The following is a 25,756-nucleotide window of genomic DNA, read 5'->3' as shown; positions in this document are numbered from 1 at the left end:
ATGAGGAAAAGAAGAAACGTCGCTAGCGACGACAATCAACATTGATCAACGAGTGGGGTAACAATGCGGGAGAGAGTAATACGAACCGCCTCTCTCCCAGGAGCAGTACTTAATCCGACGATGTGGACAGTTGAGTAAGATGATTACGTTTAAAGATCTCTACACCTTTCTCACGCAGAGTATTGATCCATAAATCAGCCATCCAGGTGCCGATGCCAAAAAACTGAACGGCGGTTTCCCGCATCAGGCGATGCTCGTTAGCAATAGTAGTCGGCATCAGCGCGCTATCATCGGTATTGATGCATACGGCCAGCGGACCGGAACGTAATCCATAGCGGTTAAACTGCTCTCCCGGCTTTAGCCAATCCGGTTGCGGCGGATTCCAGCGAAACAGCGGGTGTTCATGATAGTACTCAAAACGCCCGATATAAATATTTGAGGTCGGACAGGCTTCAATCACAAGGCCAAGCCGACTGTATTTCTCCATCAGAAAATCCTGTATCGCTTCATACAGTCGCAGTTCGCCCGCAGAAACCCAGTCTTCAGAGTGACTGAGGGTGATCGCAAAATGTTCGCTATCTTGGGGTAAACAGTTCACCGAGATAGTGTGGTTTATCCTGTCTGCCTCACGTTCGGGCAAACCGCTGTCCAGATAACGGCGCTGCCAGAGGTTAACCACTTTCTCGTTGTCTTCATCAACGGATTGGCGGCTCATCAATAATTGTGCATCCGGTACCCACTCGGCAAACCTGCCGACTTCACTTTGCATGGCGTCAAAATCAGGCCAGTTACGGCGCAGTCGCCAGGCATCATACAATTGATTCGGGGTATAAATATCGCCCAATATCCATTGCGACCAATGATGGATTTTGTCACGCAATTCATGCATCACCGGAATATGCTCTACCGTATGCCGGGACAGTTGCACCGCCTGATGATAGGCCCACACCAGGTTATCCAGATGCTGACCGGCGGTGAGCCAGGCGCGCCGTTGGCGCTGCGCCCAGTGCTGCACATCCACCCCCAGCGCCAGCCCGTGACCGATACGATCGCCTTCCCGCAACTGGCAGAATTCCACCGCTTCATCCATCGCCCGTAATCCGCTGAGCAGGTGGCTGTAATCTTCACCGGCGTGTACGGTAATAAACGGGCGTTTCAGGCGCTGAGAAAACGGCATACCGGCGGGTTGTCTGGCGGCGCGTAACACCCGCAACACCGGTGCAAACACCTCGATGGGAAGTTCATTTTCATTGCCCGCCACATCGTAGCCACGCACCAGTTTGCGCACGTCAATCGTGCGTGGCGGCGTGTCGATATCCGGCTGGTGCGAGGTTTCCTGCAAGGTGACCGACGCAGCAAAGTCTTCAAGCGCCCGGACTTGTTGCAGCAACTCAGCGCGGAAAGTGGTCAACCGTTTGTCGTAGCGGCTGACAGCGGTTTTTTTCGGAAATCCGCGAGTAAAATGCACCACCAGATGCGCTTGTTCCGGCACATGCCAGCGCGCATGCTGGTCAAAAAAGTCGGTCAACTTGTGGTGATAAATATTGGGTTTGCGTTCATCACCAATGACCTCTCCCGGAGACACACGGTATTCCCGCGATACTGACGGGCTTAAATCATAACGAGGGACTTGCTCCCTGGAAAAGCGTTTATCCGCCCGCCGCACATCGGTGCCAAAATACTCGACAAATTGCCCCAAGCCCACCGCCGACACCACCATGTAGTTACGCAATATCATGCTGGCCCGAATCAGGTTTGACAGCACACTGTCGTAATCCGGCTGGGATGTGCGCAGCAACAGCCCGCTACAAAACAGCAGCCAGCGCTGAGCACCGGCGTGCCCCTGTTGCATCGCGGCATAGAGTAGTTGCTGTTGCCCACTGTCAGGTGGGGTAATCAGCGTGCTATCCCGCAGTGACCAACGCTCGCTTTCCGTCAGCGGCAATGCCAGTGATCGTGTCAGTATACCGAGATCAACCGCGTTATCTGCTGCTGTGCCAGAGGGATAAATCGCCGCCAGTAAACAAGCCACATAAGCCGACAGCCAGCGTGGCAGTTGCTGTTTCGGTAACTGCTCACTTTCCAAAAGAGGGTATTCCTCGCGCTGCGGCCACCGAATATCTGGCTTCAGACGCACATCCCCCTCGACAAAACTCAACATCGACAACGAGGCATAACCGTGGCCGTTAAAATGCACATGGTTGTCGGCATAGTGGGTGTCACGCGAGTCATCAGGAAAGGCAAACGGACTCTGCTGAATCAGCAGCCCCACCAGTTCCCCTTCGTCCAGCACCCGCTGGCGCACCAGTTGCACATAAGCCTGCGCGATAATCCAGGCCGGGTCCAGCACCGAGCATAGCATCAGCCAGGCTTCCAGCCGTTCACGCCGCACCTCAAAACCGTTGCCTTGCCAGAGCAAAAACGCCTCCGCCAGTTGCCCCAGCAAGGTCATATTATCGGTTATTGCCACACTATCCGTTGGCGATGAACTAGCCCAGCTATGCAGATTGTGTTCAATATCCTCATTACGCAGCCGCCCACCAAAATAGAACTGGTAATCTTTTGCCGCTCGCGTCAATAAACGCTGTTCTTCCTGTTGTTCAACATCCGGTTTATTACGCTGCCCGGTATGCTGTTGCAGATGAAAATAAAATAACCGGTCGGAAGCCAGACAGGCACAAGGGATTAACCAGCGCGGGTCCTGGGTGTACATGGGTTAATCCTCTGGTTCTTCATTTAACATCCAGCCAATGCCGTTATAAAGTCTTCCTATATATCCTTTCCCTTCAATTTCAGCAGTTGTGGACCTATCATTATCCTTCAGCCAATCCAGCCGAGTATAGATTATTTTTGCCTTTTCTTTATTTGAAACAGCCCACTCATAAACTTCATCAGTAATAATCTTTTTCATCCCTGAATCCACTAAATAATAATTCCTCAGATCATAAATATTGCCTGACACGGATAAATCATCAAGCGATAGCTCATTCTCACCAACACTACCATTAATTGGAAAACATAACTCGCCAGATAAATTGAAGATAGGGTGATCCCACATAGCTTTAATCAGTTTAGCAAAGGGTTCATCTTTAATCTTAGGTACGATATTTTTCCCTGCTTGTGAAACAGTTAATATTCCTGATATGTTTCGGGAAAGGGTTTTGTCTTGCTGCATGAAGTCATTAACATCTCTCACCGAGGAAGAACGAGCACCGATTGCTACGTTGGTGTTTACCACCGTCTTCCCATCACGTAAAAAAGAGACTAGGGCATTAATGAAGATATATTCAAATCGTTTGGCAAGATCTGACAGATGTTCATCATTGAATGCACCTTTCTTATTTTCAGAAAAATTCCTTACCAGAAGATTGAGTTGAGAGAAAGTTTTGTTGAACACCGCGCTTAATAAAGGAATAAGATTGTTATTCTTTAAATCAAATTTGTTATTTTCAATCCAGCCATGAATATCACTTAACAAGTTTTTTGACTCGGAAATATAATCAACAGACAGGTCCTGTTCTCCATCAGACTCATTGCCGTCATCCTCATCAATAGCTTTTGTCTCATTCATTGCAAAAATGGAATAAAACGGCGCACGTTGAAATATCCCCTGATAGATTTCATCAAATTTAACTCCAGACGGTAATTTCTCCGTCACAGCCAACATTGACCATGTCAGAATTTCAAACGCTCGACTAAAGGAAATATGATATCCACGATTCAACTGTTGGGTGTAATAATCATGATGGGTGTAAACCGCAATGAGTGTTCGATTTCCCTCTTTATTTTCCGCAATTTTTTCAGTTAGCCGAAATCCATGTTTGATGTACTCCAGCGGTGGCATACTACGCAACGTCGGTATATTTTCAGAAAAAACCGTATCCAAAATTTTCCGGTTAAAATCCTCACCTCGACCACTTGTGGTTTTCAGTTCATTTATCCGTTCAACCTGTTGCGAGTAAAAATTCTTTTTCGCCCAGTAATAGCGCTCTTTTTGCAGCAGCGGGTTAAACGCTACCAATCTGGCCAGTGAAAAATCTTCTGGTTTTTGCGCGTCACGCAGATACAGATAAGACTCGGCATTAGTTAACGCCGCCCCGTCCTGTTTTGCTTCTGCCCAGTGGCTAAACTTGCGCCATAACGTTTCCTGGCTATCATCTGTCGATTCCAGGTCAGACGGCGGCAGCAAGCGCACCAGTTGCGTCACTTCGCGGGCATTGGCAGGTTGTGGCCAGTCGGTGCTGCGTTCCAGTCCATTACACAACGGATAAAAGACCTCTTTAATAGTGGTAGCGTACTTGCCATAGGTCATCGCCTCGGCATTTTCTTTATCCTGAATAACCAACTGCGGCAATAACTGATCAATGGGCTGTAAAGGCAAGCGGGCGTGATGAGGGAATACTTTGGTCAGGTACGCATCCGATAATCGCCCTGCGTCTTGTCGCCCTTCTCCCGCATTGCTGGCTTCTTTATTTTTGACTAACTCCCCCTCAAATTGCAGGGTCACCAGATGGCGATAGAGTTTGTCATCGCCGCTGACCAGCGGCAGCACCAGCGGGCAGGACAGCAGACAACGGATATCATCCAGCACCTCAAAGGCGTTGCTGATCTTCATATCCACATCATCAATCGGCAGCACCAGCGCGTCACATTCCAGCAATCTGACACTGGCGATCAGGAACTGATGAAAGTACCGTTCCAGATGAATACCGGAGCGGTACTTCTGAATGCGATCAATGCCACGTAACTCCGCCAGCTCTGAAGGCTTGACCAGTGCGCCGGACAGGTCTTTCAGTCTCTGATAGAAGTCACCTTTCAATGTTTGAGAAGTAGCCTGATTGGTTAATTTACCTTCCACCGCCGCGTATACCGAGGCGATGATCACCTCAGAAAATCGCTCATTGATATTGAGCAATGTCGGGTCAATCACCGGCATAAAATGCAAGTTAGGCTTCCTTTCCTGCTTGTCCTGCTTATCGGTTTCATGCTGCCAAATTGCTTTAGCATTTTTCAGAAATACCGTTTTCCCGGCACCACGCGCCCCGCTGATAAAGATAGCGTGATGGTAACTGCTCAGCGCCTGATACGTTTCTTTGCTGTCGGGTTGACATTGTGTTTTATATCGATGGGCATCATTCCCCATCGTTCTAAGCAACTCAGCCAGCTTTCTGTTCGCCTGCTGTTGCCAAAGCTGGTTGCTGTCTGTTGTTTCCGCAAGAAAGTCGTCCTGATATTCGGGTAAATTCAGGTTAAGAATAATTTCACTCACCATTAATCCCTTTTGAAAATAATTATTAAAAACAATAACCGTCTATTAATACGGTGACAGGAAGGAAAAAATAGATAAGCAGAATTAATGAAAATATCAAGCGGAGATAGCAAAAAAGGCCGCTATCACCGATAGCGGCCTTGGTCGAAAATTAAACCGAAGGTGGGTTAAAACGTCGTCGTCCCGTACTGATAGCGGTAGAACCGGCGGTATTCCGGTTTCTGTGGGTTATCGGAAGAGAGCGTTTTCTGCAGCGACTTGCCACCGATAAGACCGGTAATACCGTAGGACAACAGGCTGGTCTGTTTGTCCAGTTGGGTGATCAGGTCGGTTTTCGCACCCGCCGCAAGCTGGTCGAGATAAGCGTTTTCAATCTGGCTTAGCAGGCGAGCCGATTGTTCCCAGTTAGGGTCGAACGACACCAGTTGCTGTAAAAACGCAATCGGCGCGACGCCTTTGCCCTGATACAACGCGGAGATTTCGTCTTCTTTGCTGACCGGTGCCGAGTGGCGGAAACCGGCCATCACCAGTTTCGCGCGCTTGGCGGGACAGGCCTGTTTGCCCATTTGCTCGGTGATGAAATGATACCAGCGGTAATCAAAGGCAAAGCTGGAGCGGGCATCATAACGGGCGCTGTAAACGATGGTATCGAACACCTCTCGCCCGCCGAACCATTTGCTTTCCAGTTCAGCCAGGATCTGCGCCAGAGTTTTATCCTTAAGAATCGCGTTAAAGGCGTTGGTGTCTTTATCCGTACTCTGCTGTCCCTGCACCGGGTCGACCACCACCAGTCGGATCGTTTTCGCGTTCGCCCAGACGCCCGGCGCCTGATTTTGCACCGCCAGATGATACAGCTCAGCCAGAAACTCGGTTAAGCCCACCGCCGCACCGCGGCTGTGCCCGCCCACGACCAGTTGGTATTCTTTCAGCGTCTTAAGATAATCCACCAGCGGGAACAGGCTATCCAGTGTTACCACACCGGCACGGTCGTCATAACCATTAGCTTGATCATAAAGCACACCCAGCGTTTCACTCATATCGACAAAGCTGCCGCCCCAACTGGCGCGTTTGGCCAATGCCTGCGTTTTGGTCAACATGGCGGCGGTACCGATGCCGTCGATAGCGACGACGGCGCTGAAACCGCTGATTTCAACATTAGCGAGAAAATCCTGTTTCGTGGTGCCCGTGCCGCAGAACCAGATTAGTACTTTATCCATAGGTAACCTCTTGGTTGTTAATCGATTAGATTTGTGCATCTTCATTGGGCAATGTAGCGCGGCACGCGCCTGCAAGGCTGTGTGATAACAACGGAAATTCAGGCCATAACGATGGTGTAAAACCAGCGACACCGCGTCCATTGCGATAACGGTTCGGGCAAGCGCCAGTCGTCCAAATACCCTCTCAGCGGACTGGCGGAGCCGAACGAATGCAGACTACAAGATGAGGCGCGCCGGTGAACGCGGTGGGGGTTGTGTGGTGGTCAAACAGACCTGCGACAGCGCAAGACAACCCGACCTCGCTCGTCTTACACTGCCAGAGCATAAACAGGGCAATCAGGAGCGAGCGTGGTGAAAACTTATCTTGAAAATGACCAGTTAAATGACAAATACCCGGTGCAAACATTTGCACTGCAATCGCTGGATGGGAAAGCCACCCTCACCGGTCAGATCAACTACCCGCAAACACCCGCAGGGCGTTATCCGTTAGTGATGCTGGTGCCCGGTAGCGGTATGCACGAGCGTCATTATCTACTTGGCAATAGTGGCACTCAGGCGGATTTTGTCTTTACCTGTCTGGCACAGGAGTTTCTGGACGCCGGGCTGGCGGTGCTGCGGTTTGATGGCCGTGGCGTCAAAAGTCACCTGCGCGACAAGACGCTGGATAACCCGGAATACCTGTTCAACCGTGATCTGGCATACCGGCGTTTATTTATCGACGCCGCCGTTCGCCAGACGGTAACCCCGCAAAGTCAATGTGACGACCTGTATACGCTCTATCAGTACGCCATCGACCTGCCACACATCGACCGTCACAACCTCATTTTGCTGGGGCATTCCGAAGGCACGATTAACCTTGCTCGTCTGATGCAACGTTACACTGTCACGGCCAAAGCTCTGATATTGATCTCCCCACTCTTCTCCTCCATGAAACAACTGATGGAATGGCAGTTGATTCACCGCACGGTCACCTGGCTTAAAGCCATTCCCCATGCTGGAGACCGGCTGACGCTGGAAGAGTTGAAAAACGGGTTTGGCCACAGCCCGCTGGCGTTTCTGCAACCTATCAACGACCTGTTGCCCTACAAGGGATATTGGGATCAAGCGGATTTCGATGGCATGACGGCCACATTGCAGGCGAGTTTCGAGCAACAGAGTGCGATGGTGTTAGGACATGACGATCAGGAGCCGTGGCCAGCCGACGCGCCATTCACCCACTCGTCTTACGCCTGGTGGAAACAGTGGTATCAGAGTGAATTACCGGAAATTGAGCACCTGGCACACTGTCAAAGCCGTATTCTCTGTTATTTCGGCGAGATGGATACGCAGGTCAATGTGGCAGCCGAAGTGGCATTATTCGAACGTGTCCGACACCGCTTTGCGCATGTCGATATCACGCGGTTGCCCGATGTCGGACACACGCTCGGTATCCACGGCCTGCTGGGGCCGATGACCGAGTCGTGCGCCGACCTGCTGGTGCAGGCAGCGCACAATATTGTGACATCGTGAATGGTTATCGTGACGACGAGCTAGAGATCATCAGAGCTAGCCGCAGCGCAATCTGTCAAGCAACGCATGGTCGGGATACCCATCCGCCGCTAACCCTTGCTGCTGCTGATAAGTACGGATTGCCTGCATGGTGCCGCTTCCAATATTGCCGTCGATAGCGCCCTGATAGAGCTGTTTTTCCTGTAGCAGAATTTGCAGCGCCTCGCGCTCTTTGCGCGTCAACGGCGTTTCCCGCTGCGGCCAGGGTTTGAGTACCGGCGTATCATGCTGGTAGTTATCCGACAGCAAGCCGACGGTCAGCGCATAGGAAACGTAATTGTTATACCGCAAAATGGCGCGGAAATTCCCCGTCACCAGAAACGCCGGGCCATTCTTACCGACCGGCAGCAATATCGAGGCTTTCTCGGCAGACAGCGACGTCAGGTCTCGGGGCACGGCCGTTTTCACCCCAAGCGCCTGCCAGTCAGCAACCGTTTTCTGATTATCCAAACCGGAAACGGCATAATCGAAACGGGCGGGCAAATTGACCTCCATCCCCCAGGGCACGCCCGCTTTCCATTTGGCCTGCTGCATGTAATTTGCTACCGACGCCAGTGTATCCGGGAATGAGGTCCAGATATCAGGGTGGTGATCGCCATCAAAATCCACCGCATATTGCAGATAAGAGGTGGGTATGAACTGGGGCATCCCCATTGCGCCAGCCCAGGAGCCTTTTATCTGCTCTGGCCGCGCATCGCCGTTTTGAATCATGCGTAACGCCGCAATCAGATTCTGCCGGTTAAACGCCCGACGATAATTGTAGTAATCCAGCGTCGCCAGCGAACGGACAACCGCTTTGTTGCCGGTATTGGCACCATAATTGCTTTCAATGGAGAGGAAGGCGAACAGCAAGGGGGGATCCACCTGGTAGCGCTGCTCAATGCGCGCCGTCACCTTCTGGTATTGCTTGAGCAAGGCTTTCCCTTGCGCCAGGTTATCCGGCGTCACCCGCTGTGCAATGTAGGTCCACACCGGCACGATCACTTCAGGCTGCTTTTGCGTAGCCGCCACTACGTCGTTGTCTGGGGTCAGACCGGCGAATGCGCTATCAAAGGTATCCGCCGTGATTCCCTGCGCCAGAGCGTCCTGACGTACCTCTGCTTTCCATTGTTCAAAACTTTCATCTGGCGTCGGTAGCCCTGTAGGCGTGTCAGTGATACCGTGCGCTGTCAGCAAGCTATTAATATCCCGACATTCGCCGGGAGGCTTGTGCTGGTGGGCGCATGAACTTAACACCCCGGTGCCGAGCAGCACCACGACTACCTTCATTACCTTCGCCATCGACATCATCGATGATGTCTGGGTTCCGCTATTGACCATTTGACTATTCCGTTACGAGATACCCGCCATATTGCAACTCGAGTTATTTAGGGTATGAAGACATGCCAAACAGCAGGCCCGGAACGTTGCCGGGCACCACCCTGGAATTGTGCAACCGCGCTTACAGTAATAGTGCAGCAACAGGCGGGAAGATACAGACAACCGGTGACATAAGTGTCACCGGCTGGGATTATGCGTAGTATTACATGTGTCAGAGTAACGACGTATTGCGGCTTGCCCCGGTACGCGTCATCACACGCCGTTTAACGTCGGCGTTGGCCCTTGTGGTAACAGTTGCTCTACCGCCCGCTGCCAGCTCAGGGTCATGACTCCCTGCGCGGTAATCAGCTTCAGGGTATCCTGCGTCAGTGCTTCATCGTTGCTGAGTTTCCAGCCCAGATGGCTGTGTTTGGTCAGCCAGGCGGACACGTCGGCCTGACGGTCGGGGTGACAATACAGTGTGCCGCTACCTTCCCCACCTTGGGTGCGCAATAACTGGCGCAACAGCGCCGGGTAACGCTCAGCGTCAGGGACTGTGTTGAGGATCTGATGCATCGCATCGCTCAGCAATTGGTTGCACTGTGATACCAACCAGCTTTCCATCTGTTCACGCTCCTGTTGCCAGCCGCGTAATATCTCATCCGCCTGCTGCCAGAATTGCCGCTCGGCCTGAATGGTCGCCAACGCCACAGACTCATCCGCCTGCTGACGGGCTTCATCCAGCAACACGTTGGCCTGCTGCCGTGCTTTTTCTATCACCGTCACCCCGTGCTGGTGCTGCTGCAATTGTCCAACCCGGATCACCTCTGCATCCTGCATATCGGTGCCTGCCACCAGTTTTAAACAGCGTCTGGTCAACATACTCCCTCTCCCTGATAGTGATTAGACTCACGATTGATAACTTAACGCTAAATAGTTTATTCAGTAAACTATTTTAGAAGGAAACTACCCAGCCACTGATGCCTGCGTTGTCACGACTTTCCAGATGATCGCGTCACACAGACTGGTGATGCGGCTGGCAGGTAAGTCTTTAGACAGCTGCTCTTGCGCGCAATCACGCCAGTCACGTGGGTACAACAGCTGTAAACGACCCCGACAAGAGGCGGGAAAGCGATGGTGTAATATCACCAATGCATCCTGTTCCCGGTGTTGCGCAAACGTCAGCGACGGTGGCAACCACAAACCGGGGCGCAATGCCTTCGCCAGCCGTCGACACCAGACGGCCAGTGCTTGCGGTAACTCGCCTGATGCTTCACGGCAAACGGTAGCTATCAACACCAGAACCTGATGACGCGCCATCGCCTCCAGTTGCCCCAGTTGCAGCAACGCGTTTTGCGGCTCAGGAGGATAGGCCTCCGCCAGACCGAGATGATGACGGATGGCGGTATGGTGTACCGATGCCAGCGCCATATCGCTCTCGTCAAAGCACGACGCATCAAACCAGCTTGGGTCCGCCTGTTGCAGGCAGCCATAACACCACCACTGGTTCCAGCGCAGGACGTCATGATCACCGGGCATGTTGTTCATGCTCCGCCCTCGCGTCTGGTTGCGCCTGTTTTCTGTTGGCTACCTGCTGCACCCACCAGGGCTTACCAAAACGCCAGCCCAATACGCCCGCCAGCGCCAACGCCAGTAACCCAGCCAGCCACTGTAATTGCGTCATGGTCTGCGGCATCAGTTGAAACGGCCCCAGCGATACGGTTGGAATGTGATCTTTGTACGGCTCCGCCGGTACAAACACGATAGCCAGGTCTTTTTCACTCTTACCGGCCAGCCCCGGAATACTGCTGGCCACCATACGGCGAATGCGCGGCTCAATGCTGTCAGGTTCCAGTTCAGGCCGGTATTTGATGAACACGGCGGCAGACGCCGGTTGAATAGGTTCCCCTGGTGCAATACGCTCAGGCAGCACGACATGAACCCGCGCCACCAGCACGCCGTCAATCTGCGTGAGTGTGGATTCCACTTCCTGAGACAAGGCATAAATGTAACGAGCGCGCTCTTCCAGCGGTGTGGAAATCACGCCGGTCTTCTGAAAGACCTGGCCCAGATTAGTGCGGGCCTGGCGGGGCAACCCGGCGGCATTGAGAATGTTGACGGATCGCTCCATGTCCTTAACATCAATAAGAATACTGACACCCGCTTTATCCGTACGCTTTTCCGCCCCGATGTGATAGCCCCCTAACGCAGCAATCACTTCATTGGCATCGTTTTCAGAAAGACCGCGATGGAGCTCCACGCGATCGCCGCAACCAGCAATCAGTATCGCCAGTAGCAGGGTCAGGAATCGGTGCAGGATGGATTGACTCATCATGGTGCCATTGATTATGGGTTGATCATGCCTGGGCTAATCATGACGATGCGGACCATGGATTAACTCAGGGTTATTCGCGGTTATTGCAGGTTGGTCAGTTTTTCCAGACTCTGAACGCTTTTCGCCACCACCTTGGCATTAAGCAGACTTTCCAGATAAAACGACGACAATGTCCGGGTCGCATCCATCACATCTTTCGGGTTATTGCCGGTGATGCTTTTACCGACCTGGCGCTCAGCTTTTTGCAGCAGGTTTTCCAGCTTGTCAGATTTCTCCGCCAGCGCCCCCAGCCAGGCCTTGTTGTCGGCGGTCGGTGTTGCCGGGGCGGCGGGTTCGATAGCGGAGCTAAACCAGTTCACATCCGCTTGCGCAGGGATATCCGGACGGCGCGGCGCATTGCCATTCGCAATGCCATTGACAACGCCCTGAGGCGCATTGACGCGGGTCACTTTCATCATGAGTCCGTTCCTCTTTGATGGATGTTTTTTGGTGAATGCTTTTTTGATGACCGTTTAGTGATAAAAAAACCGGGGGAACACTCCCCCCGGTAGTCGACTACCTACACAACATCAGAACTGAATAGCTTTGGCCGCTTTCTGCCCGGAGTTCATGGCTTTGGTGGCGGAGTCCATCTGCATATCGGTGATGGACGACATGGCGTTGGTTTTCATGGTCTGCGCCTGGGCGGCAGAGGTCATTAATGTCGTCTGAGCAGCGGTAGCGTCCAACATTTTCATACTGGTCATCGCAGCAGCGTTAGAAAGTCCCATCATGATAGATATCTCCAGTTAGCAATTGATTGATAAAGTAAATTTCGCCAGTGAACCGGCGACAGACACAGTCATCGTGTTCATAAGTTAAGTAGGAGAACGTAAGGGGGAGTTCCGCAAGAGATTCACTTTTTTTCCCCTGGTGGTGATAACAGGTTCCAGCCTGATCAATAACCACTTACGCGGCTATCGGCGCTACGGTCCACGCTGCGGTTCGCACTACAGTCCGCGCGCAGCGACATTCAGCAATTTGATGCGGTGATAGAGCGTGCGCTTGGGGATACCCAGCTCATGGACGACGTTATCGATACAGTGATCGTTACGCTGCAACGCTTCCTGAATCAGGAAACGCTCAATGCGGCGCAACCGCACCTTCAGTGATGTCAACGGCGTATCATTCCCCGCTTTCCCGCCGTCTGCGGCTACCGGCACCGGTGAAAGCCCCAAAACCCAGCGTTCCGCGGCAGCTTTCAGTTCACGGATGTTGCCGGGCCAATCATGCATCAACAGTTGCTCCTGCATCATGGCTGACACACCAGGCACCGGCCGTTTCAGGCGCGCGGCGGCGTCGTGCAAAAAACGCTGAAACAGCGGCAGGATAATCTCTGTACGCGAACGTAACGTCGGCAACTGAATTTTTACCGTATCCAGTCGGAAGTAAAGGTCGCGGCGAAAGCGCCCCTTTTCCACCAGCTTGTGCAACGGCGTTTGTGTGGCGACAATCACCCGCATGTTTACCGGTTTGAACTGGGTGCTGCCCAGCCGCTCAATACCGCGACTTTCCAGTACCCGCAGCATTTTCGCCTGTAGCGTCAACGGCATACTGTCGATTTCATCCAGAAACAGGATGCCTTTATCTGCAATTTCCAGATATCCGGCACGAGAGCGGCTGGCACCGGTATACGCGCCGGATACCACACCAAACAATTCACTTTCCGCCAGTGTTTCCGGTACGGCGGCGCAATTCACTGCCACCAGCGGGCCGGGGCAACCGGAAAGCTGATGAATACGGCGCGCCAGCGTATCTTTGCCGGTGCCAGTTTCTCCTTCCAGTACGATATCAACATGGAGAGGGGCAATAGTATGGATGAGTGAAGAGAGTGGGCCGTGTATATCTTCCAGAGGGGGGGTTAACAAAGACTCATGGGAGACACAATGACGTGACTGCTCGAATTCATTGCTATTCCTTATCGTCATGACTACTCCTGTATTTTTCCTGTATTCCGTTATCGCGCTGCCAGGTCTATCCCTGTCAGGCCGTTACGTGGGTAACGACATCCTGCTTATCTGACGACCATCTCGTTATCTTGACGATTTGCTAACGATTAACAGCGATAAATCTGACCGACTTAACAGATTATTGATGGTACGCGCACACATTACCGCCGACGGCAAAACAAACCATCAGCCAACCGCTGAAGTTAAGGTAGGGATTTCTGCGCGCGAAGTAGGAATAGTCTTACTACGGAAACGAGTGTAATCAGAGTGTTACGAAAGTTGCAGGCAGGATGCCCCCTCTGCCATCGCAACTTTTCATCGCGACAAACACGGGGGCTAAACAACAGAGTAGCGTCAGACGATTAAACGCTGGCTCAATGCGTATTTCACAATATCCGCATTGGTGGTGAACTGCATCTTCTCCATTAATCGTGATTTATGGGTACTGACGGTTTTATTGCTGATGGCCAGCATATCGGCAATCGCATTCACCCCCAGCCCCTGCGCCAGCATGACCATGATCTGATGCTCGCGCGTGGTCAACAGGTCATGGCGCCCATCGCCTTGTGCCTGGCAATCCGCAAACACGATTTGTTCGGCGATGCTGTGGTCAATATAGCGTGCGCCCTGTGCAACCCGGCGAATCGCCGACAATAACGCCTCCGGATCTTTATCTTTCGTGATATAGCCAAGCGCCCCGCTCTTCAACACCCGCCGGGCGATTTGCGGCTCGCTGTACATGCTTAATACCAGAATCGGCAGACGCGGATACTGCGCCACAATGCGAATAATCAGCTCTTCGCCGCAAATACCTGGCATACACATATCCAGCAGCAGCAAATCAACCTGACATTCCCGCAGTTGCGAGAGCACCTGTGAGCCGGTTCCCGCCTCTGCCACCACTTCCAGACTCTCGTCTAATGCAAAGATCTGCTTTAACCCTTCACGCATAATCACATGATCGTCGGCGATCATCAGTTTTATCAGTCTATCCATTCGCGTTTTCGTCCCCTTTAGAGAAATCTGTGTTACGCGGTATCCTGCGGAAACGTCAATCGAACCAGCGTACCGACTCCCGGCTGGCTGTCTATCGTCACTTCACCTCCCAGCATCCGGCCACGCTCTTTCATACTCATCAGGCCGAAGGCATTAGGTTTACAGGTTTGAGCGTCAAATCCTTTACCGTTGTCGCGCACGCTTAACACAATCATGCCATCGCGATTTTCCAGTGAAATCACCACCCGTGTCGCTTGTGCGTGCCGTGCAATATTAGTGAGCGACTCCTGTACCACCCGAAACGCCGCGGTCGCATACTCATCATTGAGCAGCACTTCCGGCTCTGGAGCATGCAACAAACAAGGGCAGCGATACTGACGAATAAAATCATCACGCAGCCACTCCAGTGCCGGCGTTAAGCCCATGTCCAGCACGTTGGGCCGTAACCGGGTCGCGACATGTCGCACCACCTGGATGGTCTTATCAGACAATGCCATTAAATTCTGTAATTGTGTCAGCATATGCGGATTATCACGGGCAAACTGCATGCGCATCAGCGACAGGCTCATCCGCATGGAGGTCAGGTGTTGGCCCAGTTCATCATGAATTTCTCTGGCGATGTGCTTACGCTCCTCTTCCCGGGAAATTTCCCTCTGGCGCGCCAGCAACCGTAATTGCATGTGAGAGTTTTCGAGCTTTTTTTCGGCGTAGCGTATGGCGGTGATATCGCGCCCGACCGTCAGAATCGAAGTCAACCGACCGTTCTGGTCAAACTCCGGGACACAACGAATGTGGTGGATAACCCGATGGCGCGTCGTCGTTACTCCCATGTCCTCTTCCAGTTCCCCCTCAACGCTGCTTTGTGTATCTACCACCCGCTTCACCAGTTGCAAAATCCGCTGTGCGCAGCGGGCATTCGGCAGTAAATCCGTCATCCTGCGTCCACGTAACTGCTCGGCGGTAAAACGCAAATGGGCCAGCGTAGCCGGGTTGGCGTACTGGCAGTTAAGCTCTGGATCAAAGCGCGTAATCAGATCCGGTGAGTTCTCGACCAGCGCCTGGAATTCCTGTTCCCGGGCATAGGCCAGTTGCTCATTCTGTTTACGCTCACGAATATCCCTGACTACACACATACTGTACTGTCGTCCTTTATGGAGAAAATGATTCACGCTGACTTCTACCGGCAGGATCATCCCCGAGCGGGTTTTATGCTGGGTTTCAAACGTCAGCCCACGCTTCCAGCAGCGCGGATCGCGCCAGTGGCGATTCGCCTCTTCTTTTTTCCAGCTCAGATCGATGTTGTGTATCTGCATGCGACGAAAATCGTGGCTACTGTAGCCCAGCATGCGACAGGCCTCGTCATTGACGTAACAAAACCGCTCCCTATCGTTGACGATATAAATGGCATCCTTGATACGGCTAAAGGCAAAATCCACCAACTCCAGCGGCGGTACATCGTCCGGCTGCTGGGGTTGCCGGGAAGTCGGGGTATATAACATTGCCATCTCCTTGCTAGCGCTAAGCCTGCCGACGCGCGCTTACAGGCGTCGGCAGCGAAAGGAAAGCCGCAGGCATCGCCTTCAGGTGAAAAGACCTGCGACCCTGTTAGGCGGTGCCGTCACTCGACGTGACGACTACCGCCTGATGCTGACTGACAGGTTCCTTCATCTCCCGATCCACGGGAGATGCCCTCCTGAGCATGGCAATATAAGTCATCCCCTGCGCGGGCGTACCGCACAGGGTTTGAGCTTATGCATCAACGGCCTGGCGCAGATATCCTCTGGCGCGGGAAAGACGCGAACGAACCGTACCAATAGGAATGTTGAGCTGAGTGGCAATATCCTGATAGCTGATATCGGCATCCAGCAGCATCACTAACATCTTGCGTGTGTCCTCCGGCAAGTGCGCACTGGCGGCCAGCGCGCGGTCCAGCGCGTGATCACACTCCGTAATCCGGCTGGGATCGATATCCGTTGACATCACTTCCACGACCTCCAACACCTCGTCGCTGATATCAACGGTGCGATAACGCGCCTGCTTGAAATGGTTGCGCACCAGATTCAGAGCGATGCCGAAAACCCAGGTCTCCGGACGTGAGGCACCGGCGAATTTCTCACGGTTTTTCAACACTTCCAGATAGGTCATCTGCTGTAAATCTTCCACATCCTCACGGTTCGATACACGCTTACGAATGAAGTTTTGCAGTCGCTTGCCATGCAGGCGGAAAACCTGCTCCCAGTCCACGGTATTGGCAGGGGTATGAACCTGACACACATCCAATTGTTTCAGTGCAGTAGTTTCCATTTCATTTACTCTCCATCGTTGTGCCCTCATTGGCGCATCCGGGAGAGCAAGGCGCGTGCCAGCCCATGAAAACTAATTAACCAACTGTTATATAATGATTTATTTTTTATTTATGTGGCTTTTTACGCCAGTTATTGCCCATGGAATTCGGTCCGAATTGCAAACTCTTGCAGAGCAAATCAACCAAATAATTTCAAACATAAATAATAACTAATTGTTACTTATCATTGTTGACTTGCATCATTTAACGGGAACCCAGCACCAGGTCCAGCCACATAACAGCACACCGCTAACGCTAAGGCAGCTTCAGGCAGGACAGGACCATGATTTCACTCAACAACGTTTCTTCTGTGCTCACGACCAGCAGCACATCCATCAACGACAACGATATCGACGATCAGGAGCCGGTCGGTTCACCGGCCAAAGCCAGCGAGGCTCGCCCGTCGCACGACAAAGCGCTGAACGATGCGATGGAAGAAGTCACGGCCAGTTTTGGCGAGCAGGTTGAACGCAAAAGCAAGGCGCTTAGCCGTCGGCAAATCAGCCAGCCGCAAAGCCGCATGCTGGCCAATATCGAACGTATCGAAAAACTGACGGAGCTGTTTCAGTTACTGGAAAACCCGAAACACCCGACGCTTGACCAGCAAATTCGTCAGATGCAGGCGCTGTTGGGCCAGTCATCGCCACCAACAGTCGATGCTATTCTGCACGCGGCAGGCGGTGATGCGGCGCGCAGCGATATCGTGCTGCGCCATGTGTTAAGTCAGGCACAACAACAGCAGGACGCCGCGCTCACGCAGGCAGCCAGCCAGAGCCTGGCGCAGTTGCAACAAGAAAAAGGCCCGGAAGTCCGGGCCGGTCTGAACACCGCCGCCGCTATCTCCCTGTTCAGTACCGATCCGAATCAGAAGCAAGCGCTACGTGAGCTTTACTACCAGCGCATTGTCCACCAACAGTCTCCCGCCGCGCTGTTGGATGCCCTGCTGGAACGTTTTGACCCTCAGCATTTCGCGGCCGGATTGCGCACCCTCCAGCGCGCGCTGGCGGCGGATATCGCCTCACTGGCGCCATCCATCTCAAAAACGGCGCTAAGCCGGATGCTCAGCAACCTGAACGACTCACGCCAGCTCAGCCATACGCTGTCGGCCAGTCAGTCACTGCTGGCAAGGCTGGCATCGCGGATGCCGGAATGCACACTGAGCGCGGTAGACCTGACGCGGCGGTTAATTGGCCTGAGCGGCAACGGGGCGTATGCCCGTGATCTGCACAATCTGGGCCGCGAAGTCGCCGGGCAAGACATGCAGCGCCAGTTACTGTTTTTCAACGGGTTGCTGCCGCTGGTCAATGACCTGCCGCACCCGCTGTGGCGCGATGCCAAAAATCGACTCACCGCCCTGCAGCTGATTCGAGGTCTGATTGGCGATATCGCCCAGTACGAAAAACAACAGCAGAACGGCCGAACCCAGGCTAAGGGGTAACCGATGGCTGTGCTGATCGCCTGGCTTAACCGTTTTGCCATGAGCGCGATGCAGCGCTCCGAGGTAGTGGGTGCTGTGATCGTCATGGCGATAGTGTTCATGATGATCATCCCGCTGCCGACCGATCTTATCGACGTGCTGATTGCGCTCAACATCTGTATTTCATCACTGCTGATTGTGCTGGCGATGTACCTGCCTAAACCGTTGGCGTTTTCCACCTTCCCGGCGGTACTGCTGCTGACCACCATGTTTCGGCTGGCGTTGTCTATCTCCACCACCCGGCAGATCCTGCTGCAACAGGATGCCGGTCACGTGGTGGAAGCATTCGGCAACTTTGTGGTTGGCGGCAACCTGGCGGTCGGTTTGGTGATCTTCCTGATCCTGACGGTGGTGAACTTTCTGGTCATTACCAAAGGGTCGGAGCGGGTGGCGGAAGTCGCCGCGCGTTTTACGCTGGACGCCATGCCCGGTAAACAAATGTCTATCGACAGCGATCTGCGTGCCGGGCTGATTGATTCCCAACAGGCCCGCCAGCGCCGGGAAAACCTCGCCAAAGAGAGCCAACTGTTCGGCGCGATGGATGGCGCGATGAAGTTCGTGAAGGGGGATGCCATCGCCGGTCTGGTGATCGTGTTTATCAACATGATTGGTGGCTTCGCCATCGGCGTACTGCAAAACGGCATGGCCGCCGGTGACGCCATGCATATCTACTCGGTGTTGACCATCGGCGACGGGTTGATTGCCCAGATCCCAGCGCTACTGATTTCACTGACCGCCGGCATGATCATCACCCGTGTGTCAGCTGATGGCCAGCAAACGGACAATAATATTGGCCGGGAAATTGCCGAACAGCTGACCAGCCAGCCCAAAGCCTGGATTATCTCGTCGGTCGGCATGCTGGGGTTCGCCCTGTTGCCGGGTATGCCAACACTGGTCTTTCTGATGATCAGTCTGGTTTCGCTCGGCAGCGGATTATTCCAGCTCTGGCGAGCCAAACAAAACGGCCTGCAGGATGCGTTACTGGCAAACGACAACCTGCCTGCCGACCAGAACGGGTATCAGGACCTGCGGCGCTTCAACCCCACCCGTGCCTACCTGTTGCAGTTTCACACGGTATGGCAAGGCACCGCCGCGGCCGCCGTTCTGGTGCAAAACATACGACGCCTGCGCAACCGGCTGGTGTATCACTTTGGTTTTACCCTGCCGTCGTTTGATATCGAATTCACCCCTACCGTCCCGGAAGATGAGTTTCGCTTCTGTGTTTATGAAATTCCGCAGTTGCGGGCCAGTTTCGGCGTACCGTTGCTGGCCGTTTCACGCGAACAACTGCCGCAAGACGGGCAGGACGACGGCATGATACCCGGCCTTGCTGCCCGTGATGAACACCACTTGCTGTGGATGACGCCGGAACACCCGATGCTGCAACAGCCACAACTGTGCCCCTGGAACGCGGAGGCGCTGATCCTCATGCGTATGGAGAATGCGATGCACCGCAGCGGCGCACAGTTTATCGGGTTACAGGAAACCAAATCGATCCTCGCCTGGCTGGAGAGCGAACAACCGGAACTGGCGCAGGAGTTGCAACGCATTATGCCGCTGTCGCGTTTTGCCAGTGTGCTGCAACGCCTGGCGTCGGAACGGGTGCCGCTACGCTCAGTGCGGCCGATTGCCGAAGCGCTGATCGATATCGGTCAGCATGAGCGCGACATCAACGCCCTGACCGACTATGTGCGTCTGGAACTGAAAGCCCAAATTTGCCATCAGTACAGTCAGGAAGACAGCCTTACCGTCTGGCTGCTCACACCAGAAACCGAAGAGCTGCTGCGTGACGCGTTACGCCAGACGCAAAGCGATACCTTCTTCGCGCTCAACCAGGAATACGCCGCCACTCTGCTCGGCCAGTTGCGACGCGCATTCCCACCGATGCTGCCGTCATCAGCGCTGATCCTGGTCGCGCAGGACCTGCGCAGTCCACTGCGCATTCTATTACAGGACGAGTTTCATCACGTTCCCGTGCTGTCATTCACCGAACTGGAATCGCATCTGTCCATCAACGTCGCCGGTCGTATCGACCTGCAGGATAGAACTGACCCTTTTAACGCATAGGAAACGCAATATGTTTGAACTACGAGTTCTGACCGGATTGCACCGTGGGGCCGCGCTGCCGCTGAGCGGAACCTCATGGCGTATAGGCTCGGCCGATGAGGCCGACATGGTGCTCTACGATCCCGGTATCCGCGAGCAGCACTGCCTGCTGGAAACCTCATCCGACGGCTGGCAGGTCTGCGTACTGGATGGCCCTGTCGGTAATAGCGAAGGCCACAACGTGGAACAGTCGCTACTATTACCGCCCGGCACACCATTCACCGTCGGGGCTATCTGGTTATGCGTGGTCAGCGCCGACACCCCGTGGCAGGAAGACACCCCCGCGACATCACCGCAGGCCGTTTCAGACCACGACAGTGCGACCATCGACGCCGACATGCTCTCTACGGATGCCGATATCACTATGGATATGCCCCAGCCTTCCCTGCCAGACCCCAGCGCCGCACGCCGGGAAAAACGCCGTCTGCCGCTGTGGGCGAAATGCAGTTACCTGCTGCTGGGCGTATTACTGTTTATGATCGTCGGAAGTTGGATGCTACAGGAAACGGCGGCGATGCCGCCTGCGCCGTCACCGCAGGATAACCGTTTGCCCATCGGCACGCTGCCACAGTTGAACAGCACACTGCAAACCATGCTCACTGACCGCGAACTGGAGCGACTGGTCACCCTCAGTCAGGACAACAACCGCGTCGTGCTGAGCGGAGCGCTCTTACCCGCGCAACACACCCGACTGGCACGAATGCTGGCACAATTCCACCAACGCTACGTCACCGCCTTACAGATTGAAAATCACACGGCGGAGAAAACCGACGCGCTACCGTTCCAGATTGTGCAGGTCACCAGTGGTCCGAAAGCCAACATCGTCACCGCCGATGGCCGACGCCTTTTCGTTGGCGACGAAGTGGATAACCTGCGGCTGGTCAGCATCAACGATAGCCAGATCGAATTTCGCGGCAAACAGCAGATCAAGGTGAACTGGTAATGACGACGCAGGACACCATCGATAGCCGTTACCCCGCAATCACCCACTGGCTGCAACAGCAGCAACGCCAGCTGGCGGCTTATTCGCCGGTGATACGGCAGGGGCAAATCCTCGGTATCCGCGGTATTTTGCTGGAATCCAGCCTGCCTAACGCTCGCATCGGCGATTTGTGCCTGATCGAACGTCACGACCACTCACCTGTGCTGGCGGAAATTGTCGGTTTCAGCCCGAAAAATACCTTTCTGTCGGCACTGGGTGCGCTGGACGGTATCGCTCAGGGCGCTGTCGTCACACCGTTGTACCAGCCGCATTGCGTACAGGTATCCGAAGCCCTGTTCGGTAGCGTGCTCGATGGCTTCGGCAGGCCGCTGGAACACGGCAGCCACAGCGCATTTGTGGAGCCAGGCTCGCTTAGCGCCAGCCCACCGATGCCGGTGATCGGCGACGCACCGCCGCCGACCGAACGCCCGCGCATTGCCTCGCCACTTCCTACCGGACTGCGTGCCATCGACGGTCTGCTGACTATCGGCTGTGGCCAGCGCGTGGGGATATTCGCCGGTGCAGGCTGCGGCAAAACCACCTTGCTGGCAGAACTGGCGCGTAATACGCCCTGTGACGCTATCGTATTCGGTTTAATCGGCGAGCGTGGCCGCGAACTGCGCGAGTTTCTCGACCATGAGCTTGATGCGCAGTTACGAAGCCGCACCGTGCTGGTCTGCTCCACCTCCGATCGCAGCAGCATGGAGCGCGCCCGCGCGGCGTTTACCGCGACCGCCATCGCCGAAGCCTTTCGCGCTACAGGTAAACAGGTGCTGTTGATTATCGACTCGTTAACCCGTTTTGCCCGCGCCCAGCGTGAAATCGGCCTGGCGCTCGGCGAACCGCAGGGGCGCGGCGGGTTACCGCCTTCGGTCTATACGCTGCTGCCCCGGCTGGTCGAACGTGCCGGGCAAACCCGTCAGGGGGCGATCACCGCGCTTTACTCGGTGCTGATCGAACAGGACTCGATGAATGACCCGGTCGCCGACGAAGTCCGTTCGCTGATTGACGGTCACATCGTGCTGTCGCGGCGTCTGGCTGAACGCAACCACTACCCGGCTATCGACGTTCTGATGAGCCTGAGCCGCACCATGAGCAATGTCGTCGACACAGAACATACCCGCAACGCCAACGCGGTACGTCGGTTGATGGCGGCGTACAAACAGGTAGAAATGCTGATTCGTCTCGGTGAATACCAACCGGGACACGATGCACTCACCGACGCCGCCGTCAACGCCAACGATGACATCAACCGTTTTCTGCAACAGGCGATGCGTGAACCGCAATCCTTTGACGACATCCAGATGCAACTCGCCGAGGTGAGTCAGTATGCCACTCTCTAACACCATGATATCCGTCAGTGTAATGGAAGAAGAACAGCCAGACAGCCGTGTGCAAGAACTGCATGCAGCACTGACGCCGTTGTTGCCGATCCGCCGACAGCGCCTTAGCCGCGCCGAACGCCAGTTGCGTCAGGCCGAGCAGGCGCTCAGGCAAACCGAGGCCGCGTTGCGCACCCAACAAGCACAATTGCAACAGTTGCAGGCCGAATGGCAACAACAGCGCGACACCTTTCTGCGCGAAGCCTTGGGCAAAACCCAAACACTGGAAACCCTGAAAAACCAGCTAGAGCAGGAACAACAACACATCCGCCAGATTCAGGCCCAGGTACTGCTGTGTACCGACTGGCAGCAACAGTACCTGAACCAACAGCAACAGGTCGGGCAGGCAAGGGAAACCGCACACCTTTGCCAGAAAGCCGTCGAGAAACTCGAATTTCTGTTAACCACCTATCAGGAGGCGATATGACCCCTTCCCGGCCCATCCCACCCGAGATTTCGCCCTCCGGCCCGTCACCGTTATCGCACCAGTCGCAACCGGATCTGCCCGGTTATGTGTCCGGGTATGGCTACGCTGCTGACGATGACGTGTTTTGGAAGCCGTTCGGCCGCCTGTCCGAACCTGACGACGTGCTGCCCGATGTCAGTTGGCTGCCGTTTGGCCCATCGCTGGCGCTGTATCCTGCGCTTACACCGACGTCCTTCCAGGATACCCCGGCGCAAACAACACCCGTCATGCCTGCGGGCTGGTCAGCTCTGGAATCCTCGCTGTCTGACATGCCGTCGTTACACCGTGGCGAGCCGCTGTCGTTCAGCGTGCAGTTACCACAGCTGGGCTGCGTAGATGTTCGGATGGTAGCGCTCCCCGCTAATGGCTGGGATGTGTCGCTGCGGTTTGGCAAAACCACCTATGAACGGTTGAAAAACCAGCGTGATGCGTGCCGCCGTTCGCTGGCGAGCACGTTGCGTGCACCGGTACGCCTGCAATTCGACAGTAGGGAGGATGACGACGCATGATCCCACTGGCACAGACACTACGGCACATCAGTCAGGCACAGGCGGCCCTATCACGCCAGTTGGCGAGCGCACAGCGTTTCGCCTTCACGCTGGAGGGTCAACAGGGGGAATTGCGCATACAGTTAGCAGACGACGCGCCCGCTGTCGGAGCGGAAAGCGGCTGGCGTTGCCACGACGGTACACTATGGCTGGACAATGCTGCCCCCTTGCTGTCGCTGCTCTCCGCCTGCCCGGCACTATTGCCCGGCGAGCATGACAGCAATGAAACCGTGACCCGTTACTGGACGCACTACAATCAGGCGCTCAGCCCGGCATTGCGCGAACTGTTCGGTGAAATTCAGCCGCTGTCACCTGCACAACCTGATTTTGTAGCAGCATCAGATGACAATGCGCATTCAGGTGATAACACATCAGCCGAATTAACATTGTGGCTGGAGGTAATTCGGGGGGATTTTCGCATTCGTAGCCGGTTACGAATGTCATTCCATACGGTGCAGCGTTGGCTATGTCGGCCGGGGTGGTACGCGCCGCACGCTACCTTGCCCAGCCATCTGGCGATACGCCTGCCGTTGACACTGGCAGACGTGACGTTGTCACCAGAACAGTTAGCGAGTCTGGAACCGGGCGACGTGATCTGTCCACATAGACAGTACTTCTCACCGCAAGGTGACGGCAGCATTACGCTGGCCGACCGGCGGTTAACCGGGCAACTCAGGATGGAGGCACTCGCCCCTTACTGGTTTGCCGTGACAGAACTGGAGGACTGCCCCGTGACCACATTTTTTGACGATCCGATACCCGTTGGCGACCCTACACCGTTTGACAACACCGCGTCTTATGGCGACACCACGCTTGATGCCTGCAACGTGCAACACACCTCGCCATGTGCAGAGAGTACGTTGCCGTCTGGCGAGCCGCTGTCGGGTTATCCACTGCCTCCGCTCGCGCTGGCACTGACGGTACGCTGCGGCTACCTGACGCTGACACTACAGGATTTGCAGCAACTCGCCCCCGGTACCGTGTTAACCCTGCAACAGGCCATCCCCGGCGAAGCCACGCTGTATCACGGCGAGCAACCACTGGCGCAGGGAGAACTGGTCAATGTAGAAGGTCGACTGGGGTTACAAATCACCCGTGGGCCGGTTGCTGGCCGGGAGATCGCCACGGAGTCATTACGATGACCTCAGGCAACTTCGATCCGGTGATGTTTGCCCTGTTTCTGGGGTCGCTGTCACTGATTCCACTGGCGATGATCGTCTGCACCTGTTTTTTGAAAATATCGATGGTACTGATGCTCACCCGCAACGCCATCGGGGTACAGCAAGTGCCCCCCAACATGGCGTTATACGGTGTGGCGCTCGCCGCCACGCTGTTCGTGATGGCACCGGTATTCAGCGACATCAAACTGCGGTTTCAGGACGCACCGGTGGATTTTAGCAGCCTTGATGCGCTGGAAAGCAGCGTGACCCGCGGCATCGAACCATTGCAGAAGTTCATGTCGCGCAACACCGACCCGGATATCCTCACTCATCTGCATGAAAACAGCCTGCGCATGTGGCCTGCTGCAATGACGGAGAAAATAACTACCCAGAACATCCTGTTAATCCTGCCCGCTTACGTGCTCTCAGAGCTACAAGCCGGGTTTAAAATCGGTTTTCTGATTTATATCCCGTTCATCGTTATCGACCTGATTGTCTCTAATGTCCTGCTGGCACTGGGGATGCAGATGGTCGCGCCGACCACCCTTTCGCTCCCGCTCAAGCTACTGCTGTTCGTGCTGGTTAACGGCTGGACGCGTCTGCTGGACGGCCTGTTCTACAGTTACCTGTGAGGTCACC

The 25,756-nt window shown here is 54.6% G+C and carries 22 protein-coding genes; 9 read left to right on the top strand and 13 right to left on the bottom strand.

The window, feature by feature from the left end; genetic code table 11:
* Window positions 1-109: 109 nt before the first annotated feature.
* The 3 genes from rdrB to DD586_RS09430 all read right to left on the bottom strand — a co-directional run bounded on the left by rdrB (window position 110) and on the right by DD586_RS09430 (window position 6,486).
* Complete coding sequence (rdrB, locus tag DD586_RS09440; protein WP_012884584.1) at window positions 110-2,713, bottom strand: antiviral RADAR system adenosine deaminase RdrB; 2,604 nt, start codon at window positions 2,711-2,713, stop codon at window positions 110-112.
* Between the two features lie 3 nt (window positions 2,714-2,716).
* A complete protein-coding gene (gene rdrA / locus DD586_RS09435; protein ID WP_012884583.1) occupies window positions 2,717-5,272 on the bottom strand; it encodes an antiviral RADAR system adenosine triphosphatase RdrA in 2,556 nt (851 codons plus the stop codon).
* A 164-nt stretch (window positions 5,273-5,436) separates the two neighbouring features.
* On the bottom strand, window positions 5,437-6,486 hold the full coding sequence (locus DD586_RS09430) for a hypothetical protein (RefSeq protein WP_012884582.1): 1,050 nt from the start codon (window positions 6,484-6,486) through the stop codon (window positions 5,437-5,439).
* Between the two features lie 351 nt (window positions 6,487-6,837).
* Here DD586_RS09430 and DD586_RS09425 point away from each other — a divergent pair, with 351 nt between their 5' ends.
* Window positions 6,838-7,995, top strand: coding sequence for an alpha/beta hydrolase (locus DD586_RS09425; protein WP_228669771.1), 1,158 nt, complete (start codon window positions 6,838-6,840; stop codon window positions 7,993-7,995).
* A gap of 36 nt (window positions 7,996-8,031) precedes the next feature.
* On the opposite strand, the gene DD586_RS09420 is transcribed toward DD586_RS09425, so the two are convergent.
* The 10 genes from DD586_RS09420 to DD586_RS09375 all read right to left on the bottom strand — a co-directional run bounded on the left by DD586_RS09420 (window position 8,032) and on the right by DD586_RS09375 (window position 16,956).
* A complete protein-coding gene (locus DD586_RS09420) occupies window positions 8,032-9,354 on the bottom strand; it encodes a lytic murein transglycosylase (protein ID WP_012884580.1) in 1,323 nt (440 codons plus the stop codon).
* 252 nt (window positions 9,355-9,606) lie between these two features.
* Window positions 9,607-10,215 carry a type III secretion system stator protein SctL gene (gene sctL / locus DD586_RS09415; protein WP_012884579.1) on the bottom strand — a complete coding sequence of 203 codons (609 nt, stop codon included), beginning with the start codon at window positions 10,213-10,215 and terminating at the stop codon, window positions 9,607-9,609.
* Between the two features lie 84 nt (window positions 10,216-10,299).
* The gene (locus DD586_RS09410) at window positions 10,300-10,881 is read right to left on the bottom strand and encodes a type 1 periplasmic-binding domain-containing protein (RefSeq protein WP_012884578.1); all 582 of its coding nucleotides are present in this window, start codon (window positions 10,879-10,881) and stop codon (window positions 10,300-10,302) included.
* The gene (gene sctJ / locus DD586_RS09405) at window positions 10,862-11,665 is read right to left on the bottom strand and encodes a type III secretion system inner membrane ring lipoprotein SctJ (RefSeq protein ID WP_041164909.1); all 804 of its coding nucleotides are present in this window, start codon (window positions 11,663-11,665) and stop codon (window positions 10,862-10,864) included. Before sctJ ends, DD586_RS09410 begins: the two co-directional genes overlap by 20 nt.
* An 83-nt stretch (window positions 11,666-11,748) precedes the next feature.
* A complete protein-coding gene (locus tag DD586_RS09400) occupies window positions 11,749-12,126 on the bottom strand; it encodes an EscI/YscI/HrpB family type III secretion system inner rod protein (protein ID WP_012884576.1) in 378 nt (125 codons plus the stop codon).
* Window positions 12,127-12,237: 111 nt separating this feature from the next.
* Window positions 12,238-12,441, bottom strand: a complete 204-nt coding sequence (locus tag DD586_RS09395) for a hypothetical protein (RefSeq protein ID WP_012884575.1) — start codon at window positions 12,439-12,441, stop codon at window positions 12,238-12,240.
* Window positions 12,442-12,657: 216 nt separating this feature from the next.
* Window positions 12,658-13,635, bottom strand: a complete 978-nt coding sequence (locus DD586_RS09390; RefSeq protein ID WP_012884574.1) for a sigma 54-interacting transcriptional regulator — start codon at window positions 13,633-13,635, stop codon at window positions 12,658-12,660.
* A gap of 375 nt (window positions 13,636-14,010) precedes the next feature.
* Entirely contained in the window at window positions 14,011-14,652 is a 642-nt protein-coding gene (locus tag DD586_RS09385; RefSeq protein ID WP_012884573.1) for a response regulator, read from the bottom strand.
* A gap of 32 nt (window positions 14,653-14,684) precedes the next feature.
* Window positions 14,685-16,151: a PAS domain-containing sensor histidine kinase gene (locus tag DD586_RS09380; protein WP_012884572.1), complete on the bottom strand. Its 1,467-nt coding sequence runs from the start codon at window positions 16,149-16,151 to the stop codon at window positions 14,685-14,687.
* Between the two features lie 250 nt (window positions 16,152-16,401).
* Entirely contained in the window at window positions 16,402-16,956 is a 555-nt protein-coding gene (locus DD586_RS09375; RefSeq protein ID WP_012884571.1) for an RNA polymerase sigma factor, read from the bottom strand.
* Window positions 16,957-17,279: 323 nt separating this feature from the next.
* Here DD586_RS09375 and sctW point away from each other — a divergent pair, with 323 nt between their 5' ends.
* From sctW to sctR, 8 genes are read left to right on the top strand one after another with little or no spacing between them, the layout of a single operon-like run.
* Entirely contained in the window at window positions 17,280-18,434 is a 1,155-nt protein-coding gene (gene sctW, locus DD586_RS09370; protein WP_012884570.1) for a type III secretion system gatekeeper subunit SctW, read from the top strand.
* A 3-nt stretch (window positions 18,435-18,437) separates the two neighbouring features.
* Window positions 18,438-20,540, top strand: coding sequence for a type III secretion system export apparatus subunit SctV (gene sctV, locus DD586_RS09365; RefSeq protein WP_012884569.1), 2,103 nt, complete (start codon window positions 18,438-18,440; stop codon window positions 20,538-20,540).
* A gap of 10 nt (window positions 20,541-20,550) precedes the next feature.
* Window positions 20,551-21,522 (top strand): type III secretion system inner membrane ring subunit SctD, encoded by a 972-nt coding sequence (gene sctD, locus DD586_RS09360; protein ID WP_012884568.1) that lies wholly within the window; start codon window positions 20,551-20,553, stop codon window positions 21,520-21,522.
* Window positions 21,522-22,904, top strand: a complete 1,383-nt coding sequence (gene sctN, locus DD586_RS09355) for a type III secretion system ATPase SctN (protein WP_012884567.1) — start codon at window positions 21,522-21,524, stop codon at window positions 22,902-22,904. The genes sctD and sctN overlap by 1 nt, the downstream gene beginning before the upstream one ends.
* The gene (locus DD586_RS09350) at window positions 22,891-23,370 is read left to right on the top strand and encodes a hypothetical protein (protein ID WP_012884566.1); all 480 of its coding nucleotides are present in this window, start codon (window positions 22,891-22,893) and stop codon (window positions 23,368-23,370) included. The genes sctN and DD586_RS09350 overlap by 14 nt, the downstream gene beginning before the upstream one ends.
* Window positions 23,367-23,918 (top strand): type III secretion system HrpP C-terminal domain-containing protein, encoded by a 552-nt coding sequence (locus DD586_RS09345; protein WP_012884565.1) that lies wholly within the window; start codon window positions 23,367-23,369, stop codon window positions 23,916-23,918. Before DD586_RS09350 ends, DD586_RS09345 begins: the two co-directional genes overlap by 4 nt.
* Window positions 23,915-25,099, top strand: coding sequence for a type III secretion system cytoplasmic ring protein SctQ (gene sctQ / locus DD586_RS09340; RefSeq protein ID WP_012884564.1), 1,185 nt, complete (start codon window positions 23,915-23,917; stop codon window positions 25,097-25,099). The genes DD586_RS09345 and sctQ overlap by 4 nt, the downstream gene beginning before the upstream one ends.
* On the top strand, window positions 25,096-25,749 hold the full coding sequence (sctR, locus tag DD586_RS09335) for a type III secretion system export apparatus subunit SctR (RefSeq protein ID WP_012884563.1): 654 nt from the start codon (window positions 25,096-25,098) through the stop codon (window positions 25,747-25,749). Before sctQ ends, sctR begins: the two co-directional genes overlap by 4 nt.
* The last annotated feature ends 7 nt before the right edge of the window (window positions 25,750-25,756 follow it).

This window comes from Dickeya parazeae Ech586 (genome assembly GCF_000025065.1).
GTDB classification, from domain to species: Bacteria; Pseudomonadota; Gammaproteobacteria; order Enterobacterales; family Enterobacteriaceae; genus Dickeya; species Dickeya zeae.
This window is presented reverse-complemented; position numbering and strand designations above follow the sequence as displayed.

Coding starts and splice junctions, on each gene's coding strand:
- rdrB (WP_012884584.1), bottom strand. CDS start 2,713: ATGTACACCCAGGACCCGCGCTGGTTAATCCCTTGTGCCTGTCTGGCT.
- rdrA (WP_012884583.1), bottom strand. CDS start 5,272: ATGGTGAGTGAAATTATTCTTAACCTGAATTTACCCGAATATCAGGAC.
- DD586_RS09430 (WP_012884582.1), bottom strand. CDS start 6,486: ATGGATAAAGTACTAATCTGGTTCTGCGGCACGGGCACCACGAAACAG.
- DD586_RS09420 (WP_012884580.1), bottom strand. CDS start 9,354: ATGGTCAATAGCGGAACCCAGACATCATCGATGATGTCGATGGCGAAG.
- sctL (WP_012884579.1), bottom strand. CDS start 10,215: ATGTTGACCAGACGCTGTTTAAAACTGGTGGCAGGCACCGATATGCAG.
- DD586_RS09410 (WP_012884578.1), bottom strand. CDS start 10,881: ATGAACAACATGCCCGGTGATCATGACGTCCTGCGCTGGAACCAGTGG.
- sctJ (WP_041164909.1), bottom strand. CDS start 11,665: ATGAGTCAATCCATCCTGCACCGATTCCTGACCCTGCTACTGGCGATA.
- DD586_RS09400 (WP_012884576.1), bottom strand. CDS start 12,126: ATGATGAAAGTGACCCGCGTCAATGCGCCTCAGGGCGTTGTCAATGGC.
- DD586_RS09395 (WP_012884575.1), bottom strand. CDS start 12,441: ATGATGGGACTTTCTAACGCTGCTGCGATGACCAGTATGAAAATGTTG.
- DD586_RS09390 (WP_012884574.1), bottom strand. CDS start 13,635: ATGACGATAAGGAATAGCAATGAATTCGAGCAGTCACGTCATTGTGTC.
- DD586_RS09385 (WP_012884573.1), bottom strand. CDS start 14,652: ATGGATAGACTGATAAAACTGATGATCGCCGACGATCATGTGATTATG.
- DD586_RS09380 (WP_012884572.1), bottom strand. CDS start 16,151: ATGTTATATACCCCGACTTCCCGGCAACCCCAGCAGCCGGACGATGTA.
- DD586_RS09375 (WP_012884571.1), bottom strand. CDS start 16,956: ATGGAAACTACTGCACTGAAACAATTGGATGTGTGTCAGGTTCATACC.
- sctW (WP_012884570.1), top strand. CDS start 17,280: ATGATTTCACTCAACAACGTTTCTTCTGTGCTCACGACCAGCAGCACA.
- sctV (WP_012884569.1), top strand. CDS start 18,438: ATGGCTGTGCTGATCGCCTGGCTTAACCGTTTTGCCATGAGCGCGATG.
- sctD (WP_012884568.1), top strand. CDS start 20,551: ATGTTTGAACTACGAGTTCTGACCGGATTGCACCGTGGGGCCGCGCTG.
- sctN (WP_012884567.1), top strand. CDS start 21,522: ATGACGACGCAGGACACCATCGATAGCCGTTACCCCGCAATCACCCAC.
- DD586_RS09350 (WP_012884566.1), top strand. CDS start 22,891: ATGCCACTCTCTAACACCATGATATCCGTCAGTGTAATGGAAGAAGAA.
- DD586_RS09345 (WP_012884565.1), top strand. CDS start 23,367: ATGACCCCTTCCCGGCCCATCCCACCCGAGATTTCGCCCTCCGGCCCG.
- sctQ (WP_012884564.1), top strand. CDS start 23,915: ATGATCCCACTGGCACAGACACTACGGCACATCAGTCAGGCACAGGCG.
- sctR (WP_012884563.1), top strand. CDS start 25,096: ATGACCTCAGGCAACTTCGATCCGGTGATGTTTGCCCTGTTTCTGGGG.